The organism is Roseateles sp. FW305-36 (genome assembly GCF_058787015.1).
The window spans coordinates 214,375-235,088 of the sequence record NZ_JBYSZK010000003.1; the positions used below are offsets into that span (position 1 = coordinate 214,375).

At 69.2% G+C, this 20,714-nt stretch carries 24 protein-coding genes; 10 read left to right on the plus strand and 14 right to left on the minus strand.

Translation table 11 applies throughout. The features are described from left to right. Window positions 1–12: 12 nt before the first annotated feature. The 10 genes from AC3WOE_RS07690 to AC3WOE_RS07735 form a co-directional block, all read right to left on the minus strand. Window positions 13–630 carry a TetR/AcrR family transcriptional regulator gene (locus AC3WOE_RS07690; RefSeq protein WP_492689457.1) on the minus strand — a complete coding sequence of 206 codons (618 nt, stop codon included), beginning with the start codon at window positions 628–630 and terminating at the stop codon, window positions 13–15. Beyond that, window positions 630–1,688 carry a 1,2-phenylacetyl-CoA epoxidase subunit PaaE gene (paaE, locus tag AC3WOE_RS07695; RefSeq protein ID WP_492689459.1) on the minus strand — a complete coding sequence of 353 codons (1,059 nt, stop codon included), beginning with the start codon at window positions 1,686–1,688 and terminating at the stop codon, window positions 630–632. The genes AC3WOE_RS07690 and paaE overlap by 1 nt, the downstream gene beginning before the upstream one ends. Before the next feature lies 1 nt (window position 1,689). Further along, window positions 1,690–2,157, minus strand: a complete 468-nt coding sequence (gene paaD / locus AC3WOE_RS07700; RefSeq protein WP_492689461.1) for a 1,2-phenylacetyl-CoA epoxidase subunit PaaD — start codon at window positions 2,155–2,157, stop codon at window positions 1,690–1,692. Next, entirely contained in the window at window positions 2,154–2,930 is a 777-nt protein-coding gene (gene paaC, locus AC3WOE_RS07705) for a 1,2-phenylacetyl-CoA epoxidase subunit PaaC (protein ID WP_492689463.1), read from the minus strand. Before paaC ends, paaD begins: the two co-directional genes overlap by 4 nt. Then, window positions 2,930–3,223 (minus strand): 1,2-phenylacetyl-CoA epoxidase subunit PaaB, encoded by a 294-nt coding sequence (paaB, locus tag AC3WOE_RS07710; protein ID WP_119042409.1) that lies wholly within the window; start codon window positions 3,221–3,223, stop codon window positions 2,930–2,932. Before paaB ends, paaC begins: the two co-directional genes overlap by 1 nt. Continuing rightward, window positions 3,220–4,224 carry a 1,2-phenylacetyl-CoA epoxidase subunit PaaA gene (gene paaA / locus AC3WOE_RS07715; protein WP_492689464.1) on the minus strand — a complete coding sequence of 335 codons (1,005 nt, stop codon included), beginning with the start codon at window positions 4,222–4,224 and terminating at the stop codon, window positions 3,220–3,222. Before paaA ends, paaB begins: the two co-directional genes overlap by 4 nt. Before the next feature lie 10 nt (window positions 4,225–4,234). Beyond that, complete coding sequence (gene paaK, locus AC3WOE_RS07720) at window positions 4,235–5,533, minus strand: phenylacetate--CoA ligase PaaK (protein WP_492689466.1); 1,299 nt, start codon at window positions 5,531–5,533, stop codon at window positions 4,235–4,237. Next, window positions 5,530–5,958: a hydroxyphenylacetyl-CoA thioesterase PaaI gene (paaI, locus tag AC3WOE_RS07725; protein ID WP_492689468.1), complete on the minus strand. Its 429-nt coding sequence runs from the start codon at window positions 5,956–5,958 to the stop codon at window positions 5,530–5,532. Before paaI ends, paaK begins: the two co-directional genes overlap by 4 nt. Beyond that, window positions 5,958–6,761: an enoyl-CoA hydratase-related protein gene (locus AC3WOE_RS07730; RefSeq protein WP_492689469.1), complete on the minus strand. Its 804-nt coding sequence runs from the start codon at window positions 6,759–6,761 to the stop codon at window positions 5,958–5,960. The genes paaI and AC3WOE_RS07730 overlap by 1 nt, the downstream gene beginning before the upstream one ends. 74 nt (window positions 6,762–6,835) lie before the next feature. After that, window positions 6,836–7,777: a carbohydrate kinase family protein gene (locus tag AC3WOE_RS07735; protein WP_492689470.1), complete on the minus strand. Its 942-nt coding sequence runs from the start codon at window positions 7,775–7,777 to the stop codon at window positions 6,836–6,838. Between the two features lie 71 nt (window positions 7,778–7,848). On the opposite strand from AC3WOE_RS07735, the gene moaA reads away from it, so the two are divergent. From moaA to AC3WOE_RS07750, 3 genes are all read left to right on the plus strand, one after another. Continuing rightward, complete coding sequence (gene moaA, locus AC3WOE_RS07740; protein WP_492689471.1) at window positions 7,849–8,970, plus strand: GTP 3',8-cyclase MoaA; 1,122 nt, start codon at window positions 7,849–7,851, stop codon at window positions 8,968–8,970. Beyond that, the gene (gene mobA, locus AC3WOE_RS07745; protein WP_492689473.1) at window positions 8,967–9,521 is read left to right on the plus strand and encodes a molybdenum cofactor guanylyltransferase MobA; all 555 of its coding nucleotides are present in this window, start codon (window positions 8,967–8,969) and stop codon (window positions 9,519–9,521) included. Before moaA ends, mobA begins: the two co-directional genes overlap by 4 nt. Window positions 9,522–9,616: 95 nt before the next feature. Beyond that, complete coding sequence (locus AC3WOE_RS07750) at window positions 9,617–10,111, plus strand: GNAT family N-acetyltransferase (protein ID WP_492689475.1); 495 nt, start codon at window positions 9,617–9,619, stop codon at window positions 10,109–10,111. Here AC3WOE_RS07750 and AC3WOE_RS07755 read toward each other — a convergent pair. Further along, a complete protein-coding gene (locus AC3WOE_RS07755) occupies window positions 10,097–10,711 on the minus strand; it encodes a hypothetical protein (protein WP_492689477.1) in 615 nt (204 codons plus the stop codon). The two genes, AC3WOE_RS07750 and AC3WOE_RS07755, sit on opposite strands and share 15 nt — an antisense overlap. A gap of 98 nt (window positions 10,712–10,809) precedes the next feature. Here AC3WOE_RS07755 and AC3WOE_RS07760 point away from each other — a divergent pair, with 98 nt between their 5' ends. The 6 genes from AC3WOE_RS07760 (at window position 10,810) to AC3WOE_RS07785 (ending at window position 15,529) form a co-directional block, all read left to right on the plus strand. Next, window positions 10,810–11,352: an Mpo1 family 2-hydroxy fatty acid dioxygenase gene (locus AC3WOE_RS07760; protein WP_492689479.1), complete on the plus strand. Its 543-nt coding sequence runs from the start codon at window positions 10,810–10,812 to the stop codon at window positions 11,350–11,352. 12 nt (window positions 11,353–11,364) lie between these two features. Then, the gene (locus tag AC3WOE_RS07765; RefSeq protein WP_492689481.1) at window positions 11,365–12,378 is read left to right on the plus strand and encodes a 2-dehydropantoate 2-reductase; all 1,014 of its coding nucleotides are present in this window, start codon (window positions 11,365–11,367) and stop codon (window positions 12,376–12,378) included. An 86-nt stretch (window positions 12,379–12,464) separates the two neighbouring features. Then, the gene (locus AC3WOE_RS07770; RefSeq protein WP_492689482.1) at window positions 12,465–13,043 is read left to right on the plus strand and encodes a cysteine hydrolase family protein; all 579 of its coding nucleotides are present in this window, start codon (window positions 12,465–12,467) and stop codon (window positions 13,041–13,043) included. Then, window positions 13,036–14,013, plus strand: coding sequence for a GlxA family transcriptional regulator (locus tag AC3WOE_RS07775; RefSeq protein WP_492689483.1), 978 nt, complete (start codon window positions 13,036–13,038; stop codon window positions 14,011–14,013). Before AC3WOE_RS07770 ends, AC3WOE_RS07775 begins: the two co-directional genes overlap by 8 nt. Window positions 14,014–14,157: 144 nt before the next feature. Continuing rightward, on the plus strand, window positions 14,158–14,403 hold the full coding sequence (locus AC3WOE_RS07780) for a hypothetical protein (RefSeq protein WP_492689485.1): 246 nt from the start codon (window positions 14,158–14,160) through the stop codon (window positions 14,401–14,403). A gap of 94 nt (window positions 14,404–14,497) precedes the next feature. Next, window positions 14,498–15,529 carry a DUF5694 domain-containing protein gene (locus AC3WOE_RS07785; protein WP_492689486.1) on the plus strand — a complete coding sequence of 344 codons (1,032 nt, stop codon included), beginning with the start codon at window positions 14,498–14,500 and terminating at the stop codon, window positions 15,527–15,529. Here AC3WOE_RS07785 and AC3WOE_RS07790 read toward each other — a convergent pair. From AC3WOE_RS07790 to AC3WOE_RS07800, 3 genes are all read right to left on the minus strand, one after another. After that, window positions 15,526–16,665, minus strand: coding sequence for a serine hydrolase domain-containing protein (locus AC3WOE_RS07790; protein ID WP_492689488.1), 1,140 nt, complete (start codon window positions 16,663–16,665; stop codon window positions 15,526–15,528). The two genes, AC3WOE_RS07785 and AC3WOE_RS07790, sit on opposite strands and share 4 nt — an antisense overlap. A gap of 10 nt (window positions 16,666–16,675) precedes the next feature. Continuing rightward, window positions 16,676–18,838, minus strand: coding sequence for a TonB-dependent receptor (locus AC3WOE_RS07795; RefSeq protein ID WP_492689490.1), 2,163 nt, complete (start codon window positions 18,836–18,838; stop codon window positions 16,676–16,678). A 109-nt stretch (window positions 18,839–18,947) separates the two neighbouring features. Then, window positions 18,948–19,958 carry an AraC family transcriptional regulator gene (locus AC3WOE_RS07800; RefSeq protein WP_492689491.1) on the minus strand — a complete coding sequence of 337 codons (1,011 nt, stop codon included), beginning with the start codon at window positions 19,956–19,958 and terminating at the stop codon, window positions 18,948–18,950. Between the two features lie 266 nt (window positions 19,959–20,224). On the opposite strand from AC3WOE_RS07800, the gene AC3WOE_RS07805 reads away from it, so the two are divergent. Next, complete coding sequence (locus tag AC3WOE_RS07805; protein ID WP_492689492.1) at window positions 20,225–20,665, plus strand: hypothetical protein; 441 nt, start codon at window positions 20,225–20,227, stop codon at window positions 20,663–20,665. The last annotated feature ends 49 nt before the right edge of the window (window positions 20,666–20,714 follow it).

The following is a 20,714-nucleotide window of genomic DNA, read 5'->3' on the forward strand; positions in this document are numbered from 1 at the left end:
AGGGGTTTGTCGTCATTGAATCAAGGCCGGCTGGCGCAGCTGCACCGCGCCGAGGCCGCCAAAGAACAGATCGCTGACCAGGGCCGCGAGCGCCTCGTGCGACAACTCGCCGTCGGGACGCAGCCAGGTGAAGGTCCAGTTGATCATGCCAAAAAGCAGCATGGTCAAGGGTTTGTGCAGCTTGGCCTCGCGCAATTCGGGTCGCACCAGGCAGATGGCGGCAGCGAATTCGCTGACCACATGGCGCTCCACGTCCAGCAGGCGCTCGCGCTCGGCGTCGGCCAGGAACTTGATCTCGCTGGTCAGCACGCGGTGCTGGGCCTGCGCGTCGGCATAGGAACGGGTGAAGCGCTCGATCAGCGCGCGCAACTGGGCGTCGGGTGCCAGCTGCTGGGCCTTGATTTCTTCCACCAGGGCCAACAGCGCATGCACATGGCTGTCGCAGATCTGGGCCAGCAGCTCCTGCTTGTCCTGGAAGTAGTGATACAGCGTCGGCTTGGCCACGCCACAGGCCTCGGCGACCTGGTTCATGGAGGTGGCGCTGAAGCCCTGCTCGGCAAACAGGCGGGCAGCGGCAGCGAGGATGTCCTCGCGTTGGGCTTCGAAGCCGGGGGCGCGTTTTCTGGCCATCAGCGCTCGTCGAAGCTGATCACGACGCGCTCGGTGAGCGGATGCGCCTGGCAGCTGAGGATGAAGCCGGCAGCGACTTCGGCCTTGTCCAGCGCGAAGTTCTTGTCCATGCGCACCTCGCCTTCGACCAGCTTGCAGCGGCAGGTGGAGCAGACGCCGCTCTTGCAGGAGAAAGGCACGTCCATGCCCTCACGCGCGGCGGCGTCGAGCAGGCTGGGGTCGCTGGAATGGAACTCGATCTCGCGCGACAGGCCGTCGCGGATGACGGTCACGCGGGCCTGGGGCGCATCGCCGGGCTTGACCTCGTGGGGCACGGGCTTGCCCGACAGCGTCTCGGGCGTGCCGAAGCGCTCGATGTGGATGCGCTCGGCCGGGATGCCGGCGCCCAGCAGGGCCGCCTCGGCCTGGTCGTTCATCTCGAAGGGACCGCAGACGAAGGCCTCGTCCACGCTCCCTGCGGGCACCGGGCCGGCGAGGAAGGCGCTGAGCTTGCCGGCGTCCAGGCGACCGCCGTACAGCGGCGCGTCGACGACCTCGCGGCTGAAGATCAGGTGCAGGGACAGACGCGTCATGAAGCGGTTCTTCAGGTCTTCGAGTTCTTCCTTGAACATCGTCGACGCGGTGCGGCGGTTGGCGTAGATCAGCGTGGCGCTGGCGTTCGGTTCACGCTCCAGCAGGGCCGTCAGCAGGGCAATGATGGGCGTGATGCCCGAGCCGCCGGCGATGAAGAGCACATGGCGGCCTTCGCTCGACGCGGGCAGCACGAAGCGACCCTGCGGCGGATAGGACTCGATGACGTCGCCGGCCTTGAGCTGCTCATGCACCCAGCTGGAGAAGGCGCCACCGTCGACGCGGCGGATGCCGACCCGCAGGCGGCGGTCCGAGCAGATGGAATAGCTGCGGCGCAGCTCCTGGCCGCCGACGCTGGCGCGCAGGGTCAGGTACTGGCCGGGTTCGAAGCCGAAGCCTTCCGGCGGCGCCTCGAAGCCGACCACCATGGCGTCTTCGGTGTCGCGCTCGACCGAAGTCACGCGCAGGGGATGGAAGTGGAGGGCCATCTCAGATCGGCTTGAAGTATTCGAAGGGTTCGCCGCATTCGATGCAGCGCCACGTTGATTTGCAGGCAGTTGAGCCAAAGCGCGAGAGCTGTTCGGTGCTGCCGCTGTCGCAACGCGGGCAGCGCAGGCGCGGCACGACGCGAATCGCCTGCTCGGCGCTGCACTGCGGCGGCACGATGCCGTAGTGCTGCAGCTTCTCGCGGCCCTCGGGCGTGATCCAGTCGGTGCTCCAGGCAGGCGCGCGCTGCATCGTGACCGTCACGTCGCCGAACTCGGCCAATGCCGCGCGCACGTCGTCGGCGATCAGCTCGGTGGCCGGGCAGCCGCTGTAGGTCGGCGTCAGCACCACCTCGACGCCCGACGCCGTCTCGCGCAGATCGCGCACGATGCCCAGGTCCACCAGCGTCACCGCCGGGATCTCGGGATCGGGCACGGCGGCGAGGCGCTCGCGCGCTGCGGCAAGGTTCACCACACGCCTCCGGGATAAGTGCGCTGCAGGAACTGCATCGTCCCCAGCATATGGCCCATGTGCTCGCTGTGGATGCCGTCGATGCCACGTGGCTGCATGGCGCTCTCACGCGGCAGCGTCAGCGTGGCTTGCTGCATCAGCGTGGCCCAGCGGGCGCGCCACTCGGGCTCCAGCTCCTTCCAGGCCGGGCCAACGCCGTCGACGCCATCGGCGGCAAACAGCTCGTTGAAGTAAGGCCAGAGCACATTCAGCGCTGCCTGCATGCGGGCCTTGGAATCCGCGGTGCCGTCACCCAGGCGCACGACCCAGTCGCTGCTGTGCTGGCGGTGGTAGCGCACTTCCTTCAGCGACTTGGCGGCGATGCCGGCCAGCTCGGTGTCCGTGCTGTTCTGCAGGCGCTCGTACAGCAGCTCCAGCCAGATGGCTATTGCCGAGTTGCGCAGCGTCGTCAGCGCGAAGTCGCGCCCGCCACCGCCATCACTCGGGCTGGCTGCGGCATTGGGCAGCTCGACCAGGATGATGTTGCGGTAGTCGCGCTCCTCACGCAGAAAGGCGAGCTGGTCTTCATCGCGGCCGGCGCCTTCGAGCTGGCCCGCGTGGGTCAGCAGCGCGCGCGCCTGGCCCAGCAGGTCCAGCGCGATATTGGACAGGGCCAGGTCTTCCTCCAGCACCGGCGCGTGGCCGGCCCACTCGGAGAGGCGCTGGCTGTGGATGAGGCAGGTGTCCGCCAAACGCAAAACGTATGGCAGGACGGAGTTGGTCTTGGCGTCCATCACATGTGGTTGAGCTCGTCGGGAAGCTCATAGAAGGTGGGATGACGGTAGACCTTGTCGTCGGCCGGGTCGAACAGGCTGCCCTTCTCGGTCGGGTCGCTGGCGACGATCTGCTCGGAGCGCACGACCCAGATGCTCGTGCCTTCCTGGCGGCGGGTATAGACGTCGCGCGCCATCTGGATGGCCATGGCCGAGTCGGGGGCGTGCAGGCTGCCGCAGTGCTTGTGGTCCAGGCCTGCCTTGTTGCGGACGAAGACTTCCCACAAAGGCCATTCGTTCTTCGGATTGCTCATGCTGCTTCTGCCTTCGTTGCTTGCTTGCGCGCGTGCGCCAGGGCGGCGTCGCGCACCCAGGCGCCGTCGTCCCAGGCCTTGTTGCGCGCGGCCAGGCGCTCGCGGTTGCAGGGGCCCTCGCCGCCGACGACGCGCCAGAACTCGGCCCAGTCGATGTCGCCGAAGTCATAACTGTCACGCTCGGCATTCCACTTCAGCGCCGGGTCCGGCACCGTCACGCCGAGGATGTCGGCCTGGGGAATCGTGGCGTCGACGAACTTCTGGCGCAGCTGGTCGTTGGTGACACGCTTGATGCCCCAGCGCATGCTCTGCTCGGAGTTGGGCGAGTCCTTGTCGGCCGGGCCGAACATCATCAGCGACGGCCACCACCAGCGGTTCACGGCGTCCTGCACCATGGCCTTCTGCTGGGCCGTGCCCTTCTGCATCATGGTCAGCAGGCTTTCATAGCCCTGGCGCTGGTGGAAGCTCTCCTCGCGGCAGACGCGGATCATGGCCCGCGCATAAGGCGCGTAGGAGCAGCGGCACAGCGGCACCTGGTTCATGATGGCCGCGCCATCCACCAGCCAGCCGATGACGCCGATGTCGGCCCAGGTCAGCGTGGGGTAGTTGAAGATGGAGCTGTACTTGGCCTTGCCGGACAGCAGGGCCTCGGTCATCTCGTCGCGGCTGGTGCCCAGAGTCTCGGCGGCGGCGTAAAGGTAGAGGCCGTGGCCGCCTTCGTCCTGCACCTTGGCGAGCAGGATGGCCTTGCGCTTGAGCGTCGGGGCGCGCGTGATCCAGTTGCCCTCGGGCAGCATGCCGACGATCTCGCTGTGGGCGTGCTGGCTGATCTGGCGCACCAGGGTCTTGCGGTAGTGGTCGGGCATCCAGTCCTTGGCCTCGATGAAGTCACCGGCATCGATGCGGGCTTCGAAGGCTTCCTCGCGGGCCAGTTCCTCGGCGCTCTTGACGACCTTGGGCTTGGCTTCCCGCGCCATCAGATCCATGGCTTGGGTATACATGGCGGGCTCCTTACTTCTTGCGTTGGTCGACGACACGGCGGGCCTTGCCCACCAGCGTGCGTTCGATGGAATTGTTGGGCTCGACCTGGATGGTCGCCGTGACGCCGATCAGGTTCTTGATGCGCTCCGCGAGCCTGCGCCCGATGCCGTCGTCGGCCGCGCCCAGGGCCAGTTCGCAGCGGATCAGCAGTTCGTCCAGATGCCCGTCGCGCGTGACGACGAGCTGGTACTGGCCGCCCAGGCCCTTCTCCTGCAGCACCAATTCCTCGACCTGGGTCGGGAAGAGGTTGACGCCGCGGATGATGAGCATGTCGTCGCTGCGGCCGACGATCTTGCCCATGCGGCGCATGCTGCGCGAGGTGGGCGGCAGCAGGCGTGTCAGGTCGCGGGTGCGGTAGCGGATGACGGGCATCGCTTCCTTGGACAGCGAGGTGAAGACCAGCTCTCCCTCGCTGCCGTCGGGCAGCACCTCGCCGGTGTCGGGATCGATGATCTCGGGATAGAAATGGTCTTCCCAGATGACCGGGCCGTCCTTGCTCTCGATGCACTCGCTGGCCACGCCCGGACCCATCACTTCCGACAGTCCGTAGATGTCGACCGCGTCGATGCCGGCGCCGGCCTCGATCTCCTTGCGCATTGCCTCGGTCCAGGGCTCGGCGCCGAAGATGCCGACCTTCAGCGATGACGCCCTGGCGTCCAGGCCCTGGCGGGCGAACTCCTCGATCAGCACCTGCATATAGCTGGGCGTGACCATGATGATGTCGGGCTTGAAGTCGGTGATCAGCTGCACCTGTTTCTCGGTCTGGCCGCCACTCATCGGGATGACGGTGCAGCCCAGGCGCTCGGCGCCGTAGTGGGCGCCCAGGCCGCCCGTGAAAAGGCCGTAGCCATAGGCCACATGCACCAGGTCACCGGCACGGCCGCCGGCGGCGCGGATGGAACGCGCGACGAGGTTGGCCCAGTTGTCGATGTCCTTCAGCGTGTAGCCGACCACCGTGGGCTTGCCCGTGGTGCCCGAGGACGCGTGGATGCGAGCCAGCTTCTCGCGCGGCATGGCGAACAGGCCGAATGGGTATTGGGCGCGCAGATCGTGCTTGGTGGTGAAGGGGAACTTGGCCAGGTCGGCCAGGGTCTTCAGGTCCGACGGGTGCACGCCTTTCTCGGCGAACTTGGCCTTGTAGTGCGGCACGTTGTCGTAGGCGTGCTGCAGGCTCCAGCGCAGGCGCTCGAGCTGCAGGGCCTGCAGTTCGTCGCGGCTGGCCGTTTCGATGTGCTCCAGGTCGCCGGGGCGAGGGGCTTTGACGGTCATTGTTCAAAAACCTTTCGTTCACCGAGGCGGTAGGAACGACCACGGAACATGGCAATCAACTCGCCGTTCTGGTTCCTGACCGTGATGTCGTACAGCCCCGTGCGGCCGGCCAGCGACGTCTCCTCCGCTGTCGCCGTCAACACGTCATTCAATTTGGCGCTCTTCAGGATGTCGATGCCAAAGCCCGAGGCCACGGTCAGCGCATTGCGGCTGTTGCAGGCAAAGGCAAAGGCCGAATCCGCCAGCGTGGCGATCAGGCCGCCATGGCAGATGGCAAAGCCGTTCAGCATGTCGGCTCGCACCGTCATCGTCGCGACGGCGCGGCCGGGACTGACGTCCACGATCTGCAAACCCAGCATGCGGCTTGCGGCATCGTCCGCGAACATGACGTCCCTGACCTTCTCAGCAACGGCCTGCGGTTCCATCAGCGGTCCCTGAACTCGGGCTTGCGCTTGTCCAGGAAGGCAGCCGTGCCCTCCTGGTAGTCGTAGGCAAAACCCATCTGGCTCTGCAACGCCGACTCGCGCTTGAGGGCCGATTCATAGTCCAGCTTCAGCGCCTCATCCAGCGCGCGTCGCGTCTCGGCCAGCGCGCGGGTGGGCATGCCGGCCAGCTTCTGGGCCAGAGCCATGGCGGTGTCCTGCAGTTCGGCATCGGGCACCACGCGTGAGATCAGGCCCAGGCGTTCGGCGTCTGCGGCCTTGAGCTTGTCACCCAGCAGGGCCATTTCCAGCGCCTTGGCGCGGCCCACCAGGCGGGGCAGCAGCCAGGTGCCGCCGCAGTCCGGGATCAGGCCGATCTTGGAGAAGGCCTGCAGGAAGCCGGCGCTCTCGGCCGCCAGCACCACATCGCAGCCGAAGGCCATGTTGGCACCGGCCCCGGCCGCCACGCCGTTGACGGCGGCCACCACCGGCACCGGCATGCTGCGCAGGCGCAGGGCGACCGGGATGTAGTAATGGTCCAGCATATGGCCGATGTCCTTGGGCGCCGCACCGGCCTCGCGGCTGGGTGCCACATGCGGATCGGACAGGTCCTGCCCGGCGCTGAAGGCGCGGCCCGCACCGGTGATCAGCACGCAGCGCACCGAGCCGTCCTCGGCCGCCGCTTCCAGCGCCTGGCGGAGCTGGGTCAGCATGGCGGCGGTGAAGGCGTTCAGCGCCTCGGGGCGGTTCAGGCGCAGCAGGCGCACGGCGCCCAGCTGTTCGATCTGGATCAGATGTTCGGACATGGAATTTCTCTACCGACCGGTCGGTTAATCGTAAGAGCGAGCTTGACCTGGATCAAGTGAAGCGCGGGAAAACCCTAGATTTGCAGGACTTCGACGTCATCCGCCAGCGCGGCGACCAAGCCGGGCCGTGGCGGCTGGAAGCCCGGCGCGGTGCAGGCGGCGGCACCGGCGGCCAGGGCCCAGCGCAGATGGACCTCGGCCGGCGCGCCGGCGTCGCGCATCAGGCTGTCCAGCAGGCCGGCCAGCGCGGAATCGCCGGCGCCCACGGTGTCGACCACATCCACGCGCGGCGGCAGCGCGGTGCACTCCTCCACGCCGTGATACAGCGTGGCGCCCTCGGCGCCACGGGTCAGCAGCAGCCAGGCGCCGGGGTTCCAGGCCGCGATCTGGGCCAGGCCCGAGCGGTAGTCCGGCAGGCGGAACAGGCCGCGCAGGTCTTCGTCGGAGACCTTGATGACGTCGGCGAGCCGGCACATCTGCTCCAGCGTGTCGTCGTAGCTGGCGTCCATGGGCGGCGCGCGGAAGTTGGGGTCGTAGCTGATCAGCCGGCCCTCGGACTTCAAGGCCTGGGCCAGCGACAGCAGCCGCCCGGCCAGCGGCTGTCGCACCAGGCCCAGGCTGCCGAAATGCGCCCAGCGCAGCGAGCGCGTCCAGCCCATGGGCAGGCCCTCAGGGCGGAAATGCAGGTCGGCGCTGTTGTCGCCGATGAAGAAGTAGCGCGGCGGGTCCAGCTCGTGCACGACGGCCAGCAGCGGCGGCCGCGGCAGCTGCTGGATGAAGCGCATGTCCAGGTTGGCCTCCTGGCTGCACTGCCAGATCTCGGCGCCGAAGGGGTCCTGGCTGATGGCGCCGCCGAAGGCGCTCAGCTGGCCCAGGGCCGACATCGCGACGGCGACATTCCAGGGCGAGCCGCCGCAGGCGCTGCGCCAGCGATCGGGGCCGACACGGATCAGGTCGGTCAGCGCTTCGCCAAAGGCAACGAACTGCGGCAGGTCGGGATGGAGGATGTCGGCCATTGCCGGTGATTCAAGCGCGTGCGCTGCCCCGCTGCAAGCCCCGGGCTTTCGGTCGCTGACACAATTGCCCCATGTCAGCCCGCGTGATTCCCCTGCTCGACGCCCGCCCGGTCCGGGTCGCGTCGCCGCCGCTGACCGCCCTGCCCGTCCCGCCCGGCATGCCCCTTGCCGACGCGTTAGGCCGGCCGCTGCACGACCTGCGCATCTCGGTCACCGACCGCTGCAATTTCCGCTGCGGCTACTGCATGCCCAAGCAGGTGTTCGACAAACACCATGAATTCCTGCCCCACGCCGATCTCCTCAGTTTTGAGGAGATCACGCGCCTGGCCCGGGTCTTCGTCGGCCTGGGTGTCGAAAAACTGCGCATCACGGGCGGCGAACCGACGCTGCGCCGGCATCTTGAAACCCTCATCGAAATGCTGGCTGCGCTGCGCACGCCCGATGGCCGCGAGCTGGACCTGACGCTGACGACCAATGGCTCGACGCTGGTCAAGAAGGCGGCCACGCTGAAGGCGGCCGGCCTCAAGCGCCTGACCGTCAGTCTGGACGGGCTGGACGACGCCGTCTTCCAGCGCATGAACGACGTCGGCTTCCCGGTGGCCGAAGTGCTGGACGGCATCCGCGCGGCGCAAGCCGTGGGTCTCGGTCCCATCAAGATCAATATGGTGGTGCAGCGCGGCGTCAACGACGACCAGATCCTGGCCATGGCGCGCCATTTCCGGCACAGCGGCATCGTGCTGCGCTTCATCGAATACATGGACGTCGGCGCCACCAATGGCTGGCGCATGGACCAGGTGCTGCCATCGGCCGAAGTTCAACGCCGCATTGCCGCCGAATTCCCGCTGACGCCGCTGTCGCACAGCGCCCCGGGCGAGACCGCCGAGCGCTGGGCCTATGCCGACGGCGGCGGCGAGGTCGGCTTCATCTCCTCGGTCACCCAGGCTTTCTGTGGCGACTGCAATCGCGCGCGGCTGTCGACCGAGGGCCGGCTCTACACCTGCCTCTTCGCCCATCGCGGGCATGACCTGCGCGGCCTGCTGCGCGGCGACCAGGCTGTGGACGACGACCAGTTGGCCGGCGCCATCGCCGGCGTGTGGACCGGCCGCAACGACCGCTACTCCCAGCTGCGCGGCCAGGGCCAGGCCACGCCCGAAGGCGAGCGCCGCGTCGAGATGCACTACATCGGCGGATGACCGCCATCCACGCCCTCGTCCTCGCCGGCGGCCGCGGCAGCCGCATGGGTGGCGTGGACAAGGGCCTGCAATTGCTGGAAGGCCGGCCTCTCGTCGCCCATGTCATCGAGCGCCTGGCGCCGCAAGCCGCCAGCCTGCTCATCAGCGCCAACCGCAACCTCGACGCCTACGCCGCCCTCGGCCACCGCGTGCTGGCCGACCCGCCGGGCCTGGAATTCGCCGGCCCGCTGGCCGGCATGCTGGCCGCGCTCGAAGCCATTCCCGACGACGCCTGGCTGCTGACCGCGCCCTGCGACTGCCCTCGCCTGCCGGCCGACCTGGCCCGGCGCCTGCTCGCCGTCGCCGAGCCCCATGGCCTGGCCTTCGCCCAGGCGGCGCGCGAGCACCCCACCCACGCCCTGCTGCACACCCGCCTGCGCCAACCGCTCAGGGCCCATCTGGAAGCCGCTGGTCGGGCCGTGTTCGCGTGGATGCGCAGCCGGCCGCATGGCGTCGCACACTTCGACGACGAAGCCGAATTTGCCAACCTGAACCATCTCGCCGACCTGTGATCGATGACACTGACCCCCACGCTCGCGATGCGAGCGGCCCCCCGAGGGGGCGCGTAGACGGCTACGGGCGGCCGGGCGCCGTCCACATCCGCCCCATGCACGAGCCCGATCTGCTCGCCTACAAGGCGCTGCGCGACGCGATGCTGGCCGGTCACCCCGAGGCTTTCACGTCGGATGCCGAGACCGAGGGTCGGCGCGACCTGTCCAGCTACCGCAACCGCCTGGCCGGCGGCGGCAGCACGCTGTTCACGCTGGTGGCCCTGGACGAGGCCCGCCTCGTCGGCGCCCTCACCTGCGAGCGCGAGCCGCGGCTCAAGGTCCAGCACATTGCCCACCTGATCGGCATGATGGTGGCCGACACCCACCGCGGCCGCGGCGTCGGTCGCACCTTGCTCATCGCCGCCATAGCCCAGCTCAGGGCCACGCCCGGCCTGGCCCAGGTCACCCTCAGCGTGACGTCCACCAACCGCGCGGCCATCGGCCTCTACGAAAGCCAGGGCTTCGTGCGCTACGGCTGCCTGCCGGACGCCATACGCCTGCCAGACAGCCGCCGGCTCAGCAAGGACCTGATGCGGCTAGGGCTGGATTAATTCAAACTGCACGACCAGCGCGTCCTGCACCGCCAGCAGCCCGCCCAGCACCGTGAAGGGCTGGATGCCGAAGTCGCTCTGGCGGATGACCACCTCGCCCCGTGCACGCCGACCGTCCACTTCGGCCACGAACCACTGCCGGCGCGCGACGCCATGAAGCGTGATCTCGGCCTCCACCGCGCGGCGCCCGCCCTCGCCCAACTGCTGCAGCGTCCGCACGACCACCTCGGGGTGAACCGCCCCGTCCAGCGCCTTCAGCAGATTGGCTCGCGTGCCGGCCCGGGCCTCGTCGTCCACGGCACTGGCGAACGCGGGGCCGAGGACGGCGCGCAGGGCCGGCGGGTCGACGGCCAGCGCGTCGAGCCGGAAGCTCAACACCGGGCCGGCCGCCGGCCAGTCCACACGCAGGTCGCCGGCACTCAGCACATGGTTGTGGCCCAGCCGCGCGGCCGTGCCGCCACGAAAGACCAGGATGCGCAACGCGCTGCCGGCCCCCGCCTCGGACGGCGCGACCGGCAACGGCGCGCTGGCGCAGCCTCCCAGGGCGACGAGCGCCAAGGCCAGCAGAAGGCGCCGGTTCGGGATCGTGGACACGCTCATTTCAGGGGTTTTCTGGTGTGTTTTGTCAGCCTGTGCACAACGCCCGGGCGCGATGCTGGACTAGCATAGCCACCATCCTCCTCCACGGAGCACCAACCATGGCCAGCCTGTTTCGCCCCGCCCTCGACCTGATGGCGCAGTACGCCGCCTATCACCGTGACCGTCGCAACATCGCGACCCACTTCATCGGCATTCCCCTCATCGTCTTCGCCATCAGCGTGCTGCTGGCACGCGCCGAGTTCGACATCGGCGCCACGCCGATGAACGCCGCGATCGTGCTCTGGGGCATTACCGCCCTCTGGTATCTGACGCGCGGCAATCTGGCCCTGGGCGTCGCCACCACCCTCGTCAACGGCCTGCTGACGGCCCTGGCCATGACGGTGATCCAGGGCGCCACGACGGCGGGCTGGTTGATCATCGGTGTCGGCAGCTTCGTCATCGGCTGGGTCTTCCAGTTCGTCGGTCACTACTACGAGGGCCGCAAGCCCGCCTTCGTCGACGACCTGGTCGGCCTGCTGGTCGGCCCGATGTTCGTCGTCGGCGAGGCCCTGTTCATGCTGGGCTGGGGCCGCCCACTGCTGGCCGAGATCGAGAAGCGCGTCGGTCCGACGCATCTGCGCGACCTCGCCCACCCAGTTTGACCCGCTGACACGATGACCGGCGTTCTTGTCATGGGCGCCGGCTCCGTCGGCTGCTTTGTCGGCGGCCTGACTCAACTGGCCGGCGTGCCGGTCCATTTCGTCGGCCGCCCGCGCGTGCTGGCCGCCCTGCGCAAGCACGGCCTGCGCCTGACCGACCAGGACGGCATGGACCGCCACATCCCGCCGCTGGAACTGCGCCTGCATGAGGAGCCGCCAAACGGCCTCAAGCCCGACCTGGTGCTGCTGTGCGTGAAGTCCGGCGCCACCGTCGAGGCCGCCACCGCCCTGGGCCTGACCCTGCCGCTGGGCACCCCCGTCGTCAGCCTGCAGAACGGCATCGCCAATGCCGACGCCGCCCGCCAGGCCGCCCCGCAATTGCACTGGCATGCAGGCATGGTGCCTTACAACATCGCCGAGATCGGCCCCGGCCGCTACCACCGCGGCACCGGGGGCTCGCTCGCAGCGGAAGGGTCTTCCGAAGATCTGGCCCTGGCCGCCTGGCAGACCGCCCTGGCCCGCGTCGGCATGGGGCTGGAGCTGCACGCCGACCTGGCGCCCGTGCAATGGGCCAAGCTGCTGCTCAACCTGAACAACCCGGTCAACGCCCTGTCCGGCCAACCGCTGCGCGACGAGCTGCTGCAGCGCGGCTACCGGCGCGTGCTGGCGGCCCTGCAGGAAGAGGCCCTGGACCTGCTTGAGGCCAGCCATCGCGCCGTCGCCCAGATCACGCCGCTGCCGCCACGCCGGCTGCTGACGCTGCTGCGCATGCCGACCTTCGTCTTCCGCCTCGCCGCAGCGCGCATGCTGCGCATCGACGCCAAGGCCCGCTCCAGCATGGCCGACGACCTGGCCCAGGGCCGCACCACCGAGATCGACGCCCTCTGCGGCGAGATCGTGCGCCTGGCCCGCGCCCAGGGCCGCAGCGCGCCGCTGAACCAGCGCATGCTGGGCCTGGTGAACGACTGGCCCAAGCGCCGCCAGCCCTATTCGCCGGGCGAACTGCTGCGCGCACTCGGCTTGTCCTGAATTGATCCATCTCCGTCTGGCAGCGCGTGGCGGCTGCTGAGCGATGGCGGGACACTGAAGGCCTCAACAACGCAACGAGGCCCCCCATGACCACCGCCCTCATCGTCATCGACGTCCAGCACTCCTTCACCCAGCGCCCCAGCTTCGAGACCGACGGCCTGCCTGCCTATCTCGCGGCCCAGAACCGCCTCATCGAAGGATTTAAGGCCGCCGGCCTGCCCATAGTTCGCGTCTTCCACGTGCAGCCCGATGCCACCGGCGCCGACCCCTTCAGCCTGGAAAGCGGCCATGTGCGTCCGCTGGAAGGCCTGCGCGACTTCCAGGCCGACCTGACCGTGCACAAGACCCGCCACAGCGCCCTGGTCGGCAGCGGCCTGGACGTGTGGCTGACCCGTCACGGCATCCGCCAACTCGTCATCAGCGGCATCCGCACCGAGCAGTGCTGCGAGACGACGACCCGCCATGCCTCCGACCTCGGCTGGGATGTCATCTACGTGCCCGAGGCGACACTCACCTTCACCATGCAACACCCCGACGGCTCGCCCCTGACACCCGCCCAGTTGCGCGCCCGCACGGCCGCCGTGCTGGATGGCCGCTTCGCGCGGGTCATGGACGCAGAAGCAGCGCTGCAGGCCGTCACCGACAAGGAAGCCGCCTTTGCCTGAACTCAAGCAGGTCGTCTTCGTCCTGCAGGACGACAGCCTCGTCCTCGACTGGGCCGGGCCGGCCGAGGCCCTGCGCCTGGCCAGCCTGGAGATCGCCGCGCTGAAGCTGGACGTCCCGGCCTTCGCGCTGCGCTTCCTCGGCACCCGCACCGAGAGCAGCGGCTCGGTCGGCATCCAGCTGCAGGCGCTGGAGCCGCTGCCGGACGCCTTGCCCGCCGGCAGCTGGGTGGTCCTTGTCGGCCGCACCTCGGCGGCCGAAGCCCGTTCCAAGGCCGAGCAGCGCGAGCTGGTCGCCTGGCTGGCCCGCCTGGCCCCCGGTCGGGTCGGCCTGCGCCTGGTCACCGTCTGCTCGGGCGCCCTGCTCGCCGCGCGCGCCGGCCTGCTGGCCGGCCGCCGCGCCACCACCCACCACCAGCACCTGGACGACCTCGCCCGACTGGAACCACGCTGCGCCGTGCTGCAGGACCGCGTCTTCGTGCAGGACGGCGAGGTCTTCACCAGCGCCGGCGTGACGGCCGGCATCGACCTGGCCCTGCATCTGATCGCCGCTCACGCCGGCGAGCTGGTGGCCGCCCGCGTGGCCGAGCAAATGGCCGTGGCCCTGAGACGCGGCCCGGCCGACCCCGAGCTGTCGCCGTTGCTGGCCCACCGCCAGCACTTGAACGCCAAGCTGCACCGGGTGCAGGACGCCCTCAGCGTCGCACCGACCGAGGACTGGCCACTGGAGCGCATGGCCGACCTGGCCGCCACCACGCCGCGCACCCTGAGCCGCCTGTTCGCCCAGCACGCCGGCACCAGCCCCCAGGCCTATCTGCGCGGCGTGCGCCTGGCGGTGGCCAAGCGCTCGCTGGAGGCCGGCGCCAGCGTTTCAGCCGCCAGCGAGGCGGCGGGCTTCAACTCCGAGCTGCAGCTGCGCCGCGCCTGGGCCGCTGTGGGCTGGCCGGGCACGCCGTCGGGCGCCAGGCGCTAACGCCGCTTCACGGCGGGCCCCGGTTCGTCCCGCGCAATTGCAGTTCATCCGCCTGCACCGGCGATCCATCGCCTGGGGCTCGCAGCGGGCGGGGTCAGTGACGAAACTGCAATCACTGACACAGCAACCCCACCGGAGCCCACCATGAACACCGCCGCCAAGACCTTCATCGTCGCCATCGCTTCCGTCGTCGCAGCCGCCGCTGCCGGCGTCGGCCTGGCCAACCACACGGCCACCCCGGCCGGCGAGGTCGTGAAGCTGGAGCGCGTGGTCATCGTCGGCAAGCGCGCCGAAGCCACTACGGTGGCCCAGCTGCCGCGCGTCGTCATCGAAGGCCGTCGTGACACGACCACGGTTGCCGCGGCCCAATCGGCCGTCTGGATCGTCTGATCCTCGCGCTGCCGTCAGTCACCCACCCGCCGCTGGCGGGTTTTCTTTTGCCTCAACACAGGGAGGGCGCCCGATGCGCCGATCAAGAAGATGGATGTGCGGCCTGGCAGTGCTGATGCCTCTGGCTTCGCAAGCCCAGGTCGACCTGAAGCTGGACCGCGGCATGACCGGATCGCGCGCCCAGGTGCTGGTGCTGGGCAGCGTGCACCTGAGCGAACTGCCCGAGGGCTTCGACCCCGTCCGGCTGCAGGGCGTGATGGACAGGCTGGCCGCCTTCAAGCCCGATGTCATCACCATCGAGTCGATGACGGGTGAGGAATGCGATCTTGCCGCCCGTCACCCCACGCGCTACGGCAGCGACTATTGCTCCAGTACCGAAGTGGCCCGCAAGGCCACGGGGCTGGAGGTGCCGGCCGCCATCGCCGAAGCCGAGATGCTGCTGGCGGACTGGCCTGCGGCGCCGACGGCCGCGCAACGCCGCCATCTGGCGTCGCGCCTGCTGGCGGCCAACGACCGCGCCTCGGCCTATGCCCAGTGGCTGCAGTTGCCTGAGGCCGAACGCAAGGCCGGCGACGGCCTGGACGCCGCGCTGGTGGAGCTGCTGGGGCAGATCGCCACGCGCCGCAACGAGAGCTACATGATCGCCTCGCGCCTGGCCGCCCGCCTGGGCCTGCCACGCGTCTACGCCACCGACAACCACACCGGCGACAACGTGAGGGTCAAGGACGAAGAGAGCTTCGGCCGCGACGTACAGGCCGCCTGGAAGGCCGGCCGAGCGCCCCTGGATGCCAGAGAGAAGCAGATCACCGCACTCAAGCAGGCGAGCGACCTGCTGCCGCTCTACCGCGCCGTGAACGATCCGGCCTACCAGAAGGCGACGGCGGACGTGAACGTCAAGGCCACGATGCAGGCCAGGTCCAAGGAAGGCTATCCGCAGATGTGGGTGGCGGGCTGGGAGATCCGCAATCTGCGCATGGTGGCCAATATCCGCGAGACCTTCCGCGAGCGACCCGGCGCGCGGGTGCTCTCCATCGTCGGCGCCTCGCACAAGCCCTGGTTCGACCACTGGCTGGGCCAGATGCAGGGCGTGGACATCGTCGACGCGACGGCCGTGCTGAAACCCTAGCTGCAGCAGGCATAGAGGGCCTGCACCAGCACCGCCGCATTCGGCCCGCCGACAACGCCGGGCGCCATGCGGTTCATCATGTAGGCAAGGCAGAGCCGCCGCTCGACGTCCACCAGCACCAGCGAACCGCCCCAGCCGCCCCAGAAGCAGATGCGCTGCTCGGGGATGAAGGGCAGCGTTGCCGGCTCGGGCAGGCCGTAGCCCATGCCCATGCACAGCGGCACGCCGAGCACCAGATCGATGCCGCGGGCCTGCACGTCGAAGATGCGGTCCACGGTCGCGGGCTTGAGCCAGCGCCGGCCGGCCAGCGTGCCCTCGCAGGCGACGATGGACTGCAGCCGCGCCACCGAGCGTGCATTGCCATGGCCGTTGGCAGCGCCGATGTCGGCCCGGCACCAGTCCTCGCGATGGCTGTAGGTGGCGTCGGGCGCCGGGTTGGCCAGCGTGCGCACCATGGGGCCGGCCGGGTCCAGACCAGCCAGGTCGACCAATGTCGGCGGCGGCGGCACGACGCGGGCGACGCGGCTGTCGTGCTCGGGCGGCAGGCCGATGTGGAAGTCGGCACCCAGCGGCCCGGCAATTTCCTGGGCGAGGAAGGCGCCCGTCTTCTGCCCCGTCACCCGGCGAATCAGCTCGCCCACCAGATGGCCATAGTTCAGGGCGTGATAGCCCGAGGCGCTGCCCGGCATCCACCACGGCGACTGGGCGGCCAGCAGGGCCGTGCTGCGCTCCCAGTCGCAGAGCTCGGGCAGGGTCATGGGCTGCTCCCAGCCGCTGACGCCCGAGGTGTGGCCCAGCAGGTCGCGCACCAGGATGCCGCTCTTGCCGTTGGCCGCGAACTCGGGCCAGTAGGCGGCCACCGGCGAGTCCAGGTCCAGCTCGCCGCGGTCAGCCAGCAGCAGGGCGCAGAGGGACGTCATGGTCTTGGTGGTGGACCAGACATGGGTCAGGGTGTTGCGCTCCCAAGGGCGGGTGCGGGCTTCGTCGCACCAGCCGCCCCAGTGGTCGAGCACCAGTTCGCCCTCGACAGTCAGGGCCAGCGAGGCGCCCAGATCGTCGTCGCGCTCAAAAAGCTCGTCAAAGGCATGGGCGAGCGGTTCCCAGCGGGCTTGGTGGTGTCCCAGCAGATGCTTCATGGTGGTCTCCTCAGAAGTCGACGCTGGCGCCGAGGGCGAACTGGCGCGGCGGCGTGTAGGTGACCTGGCGCGCCGCGCCGAGGATGGGCGAGGCGATGCTCATGCTGGTGAATGCCGTGGTGTCGCCGGCGTTGCGCACATTGGCCCAGAGCTTCCAGTGACCGGCCGCCGGCCGCAGCGTGGCCGTCAGGTTGAGCAGGCCGTAGGCTCCCTGCATGGCGTCCGGCGTGTTGAACTCGGTGAAATAGAAGCGGCCGCGCCAGCTGTAGTCGGCGCGCAGCGTGCTGCGCAGGTCGCCAACGCTGCCGGCCCATTCGGCGCCGAGCGTGACTTGCTGCTTTGAGGCCTGCGCCAGTTGGCGGCCGCGCACATTGACCGGCGTCGTCGGCGCATTGCGCAGGTCGACATTGGTGAAGTCCGTGTACTTGGGATCCATCAGGCCGAGGCCGGCGGACAGGGTCAGCGCCGCGACGGGCTTGACCGCCGCCTCGATCTCCAGGCCGTCGATGCGCGCGGCCGAGGCATTGGCCAGCAGCGTCGTGGCCTGGCCGACCTGGGAGACCTGCATGTCCTTGTAGCGGCTGCTGAAGACGGCCGCGCTGAACACGCCGCGGCGCTCCATGAACTCGGTCTTGAAGCCCAGCTCGAGGCTGGACACCGTCTCCGGCTTGACCAGATGGGGCTGCAGCGCGCCGAGATTGACCGCCCCCGACTTGAAGCCATGGGCCCAGCGCGCATAGGCCAAGGTGCCGACGGAAGGCTTGTATTCGATGCCGATGCTGCCCGGTGTGCTGGTCCAGCCGTCGCTTGGGTGGCCGGTGCCGGTCAGGCCGAAGGCGGCGATGTTCTGGTATTCGTCGACGCGCTTGCTGTCATGGTTGAGGCGCAGGCCGGCCAGCAGCGACCACTGTGGGCTCAGCGTGTAGCGCAGGTCGGCATAGGCGGCGCTGGAGCGGGTGCGCACCGTGCCGCCGAGCAGGAAGCCGACACCGCCCGGGAAGGGCACGGTCATGGGCGCGCCGGGCACGATGAAGCCCAGCGGCACCTGGGTCAGGATGCTGACGTCCTGGCTCTGGTCGAACTGCAGGGCCGTGACGCCCACCAGCCATTGCAGCGGGCTGGCCTCGTCGGAAGCGAGGTGGACGTCCAGGCTCTTGTCGGTGCTGGCGGTTGCGAAGCCCGAGGTGGTGACCGCGGCCTCCGTGGTGTCGCTGTCCCACAGGCGGTCGACCTTGCTGCGGCGCCAGTTCAGGCTGGCGCTCAAGGTGTTGCTCCCCACCGGCATTTCGAGCAGCGCCTGCGCCGTATTGACCTCGACGCGATTGCTCGAACCCTGGCTCTTGACGACGCGCGGGTCGCTGCTCTGCGTGACGCCGTAGAGCAGCACCGGGATGGACACCGGGTCGGGCAGCACCGGCACGCTCATGCCGGCGTCGCGCTCGCGGTAGTGGCCGGCAACAAAGCGCAGCGTGCCGTTGCCGCCCAGCCCCGATTGCAGCTGGGCGCGCAAGGCTCGGCTGGACTGGTCGTCCAGGCGACGCGGCCCCTCGGCCAGCGGGTTGCGGGTGTAGCCGTCGGCTTGCCGAACCTGGTAGGACAGCCGCCCCTCCAGCCCCTCGGTCAGCGGGCCGGAGACGAAGCCCTCGCTCTCACGGCGGTTGTCGCTGCCCAGCAGCAAGCCCAGGCGCGCCTGGAAGCTGGAGGTCGGCAGGGCCGAGATGACATTGACCGCACCGCCGGTGGCATTGCGGCCGTAGAGGGCGCCCTGCGGCCCGCGCAGGATCTCGACGCGCTGGGTGTCGAAGAGGGCCGTGTTGGAGCTGGTCTGGTCGGACACATAGGCGCCGTCCTGGTAGAGGGCCACGCCGGGGTCGCCACCGGCCAGGATGAAGACATTGCCGATGCCGCGCACGAAGATCTGGCTGGCGCCCTGCCCGTTGGTGAACGAGGTGTTGGGGCTGAGCATGACGAGGTCGGCCAGGCCGGTGTCGCCACGCTCGGCCAGGCGGGCGCCGTTCAGCGCCGTGATGGCAACAGGCGTGGTGTCCAGCACCGTCACGCGGCGCTCGGCGGTGATGACGACGCGCTCGATCTGCTGGGTCTCGGGTGCGGTCTGGGCGGTGGCCAACGTGGACGCCACGGCCAGCGCGATGGGGCTGAGTCTGGTTCTCATGCTCTGTCTCCGGTCGCCGCGTCTAGGTGGCGGCGTGGGAGGCATGGTCGCGAGCCGGCGCCCGGCGGGCTATGGCAAATCGGCAGCCAGGACGTGCCGAATCGGAACTTCAGCGACCGTTCAGCGTCTGGCTGGGTGATTCGCCAAAGCGCTCGCGGTAGCGGGCCGCGAAGCTGCCCAGCTGCCAGAAGCCCCATTGCGCGGCGACCGAGGTCACCGTGACACCGGGCATGGCCGAGCGCAGTTCATCGCGCACGCGGTCCAGCCGGTATTGCTGCAGATAGCGCTGAGGCGACACGCCGAAGTGGCGCTCGAAGCCCCGTGCCAGCGCCCGCACGCCGACGCCAGCGGCCGCGGCGATGTCTGCCACCGAGGGTACGTCGGCCGCATGGGCGTGGATGTAGTCGCGCGCCCGCCGGGTGGACAGCGGCAGGGCCGCCGGCGCGTCCAGGCCGCGGGTGTAGCTGTTGGGCCAGGCCAGCAGCAGCTCGAACAGGGCCGCGTCGCGCAGGCTGGCCTCCATGCGCTGGGCCGCCGCATGCGGATAAGCCGGCGTGGCCGCCAGATGGCCCAGCACGCGCAGCAGGGCCGCCACCGGCGCACCGCCCGCACCGCAGTGGTCGGCAAAGCGCAGCGGCTGGGCCATGTCCGAGCCCAGCAGCGAACGGCAGGCGCTGCCCATGTCGGCGTCGGCGACGCGCAGGTTCAGCAGCTCCATGTCGCCCGACATCTCCAGCCCATGGACTTCGTCCGGCGCGATGACGCCGGCGTCGCCCGCGCCATAGAGCTCGCGGTCGCCGCTGCGCCAGACCTCGCCCTGGCGCAGATAGGAGAACACCCAATGCCCGTGGGCCTGGGGCATGGCCATGCGGGTGGAGGTGCCGTAGCGCACCTCGCCCAGGTGCAGCCGGGCGAACTCGGCGCCGCGCAGCCTCAGCGCCAGGGTGGATTCGTCCTGCACGCGCAGCGCATGCGGGCCGTAGACGCCGCAGAGCACGGCCTGGGCCTCGTCCGGGTTGGTGGTCTCGCAGACCGACACCAGCCGCGAATTGCCCAGCGCGGCCTCGACCTCGGCGCTCTGCAGAGGGTGCTCGGCACTGACGGTGGCGGCGGGCAGCATGCAGCGGTTGTAGGCCAATTCCCGCAGCACCGCCATCCGTGCACATGCGTGGACGCGACAGTCACACCCGAGACAGGGGTGACCAAGCACATCCCCTAGTTCATGCCGTCGGCAAGCTGACGGGGCATCCCGTCGCGAACGCGCCGAACTCGGTGCCCGATTTGCCGCGCCGGTCGCATCGAAGTCGTCTCACACCGCCCCGCTCCACACACTGCCGCCGCCCGCTGCCCAATGCCGGCGGACATCAACGACACAAGGAGACAACCATGATGAACTTCAAAGCAGGCCTGTGCGCCGCCGCTGCGGCCCTGACCCTTTCCCTGCCCGCCCTGGCCCAGGACTCGAGCTACACGCCCGGCTCGGTCTGGTTCTTCTCCAACATCCAGATCGAACCCGGCCACTTCGAGAAGTACATGGACTATCTGAGCACCAACTGGAAGAAGGTGCAGGAGCTGGGCAAGAAGGAAGGGATCATCGTGTCCTATCACGTGCTGGCCGTGAACGCCCAGCGCCATGGCGAACCCGACCTGGTGCTGGCCGTCGAGATCAAGGACTACCAGAACAATGCCCAGCAATTGGCCTTCCAGAAGAAGATCGAGGCCATGCTGGCGGCCGACACGCGCAAGCAGGATGTCGCCGCCGGTGAGCGTGGCGTCATGCGCAAGCTGGTGGGCAATATGCAGTTGCAGGAACTCATCCTCAAGTGACACATCAAGCAAAACCGAAGCTTGGCTCAGCGTGAGGCTGGCCGTGATT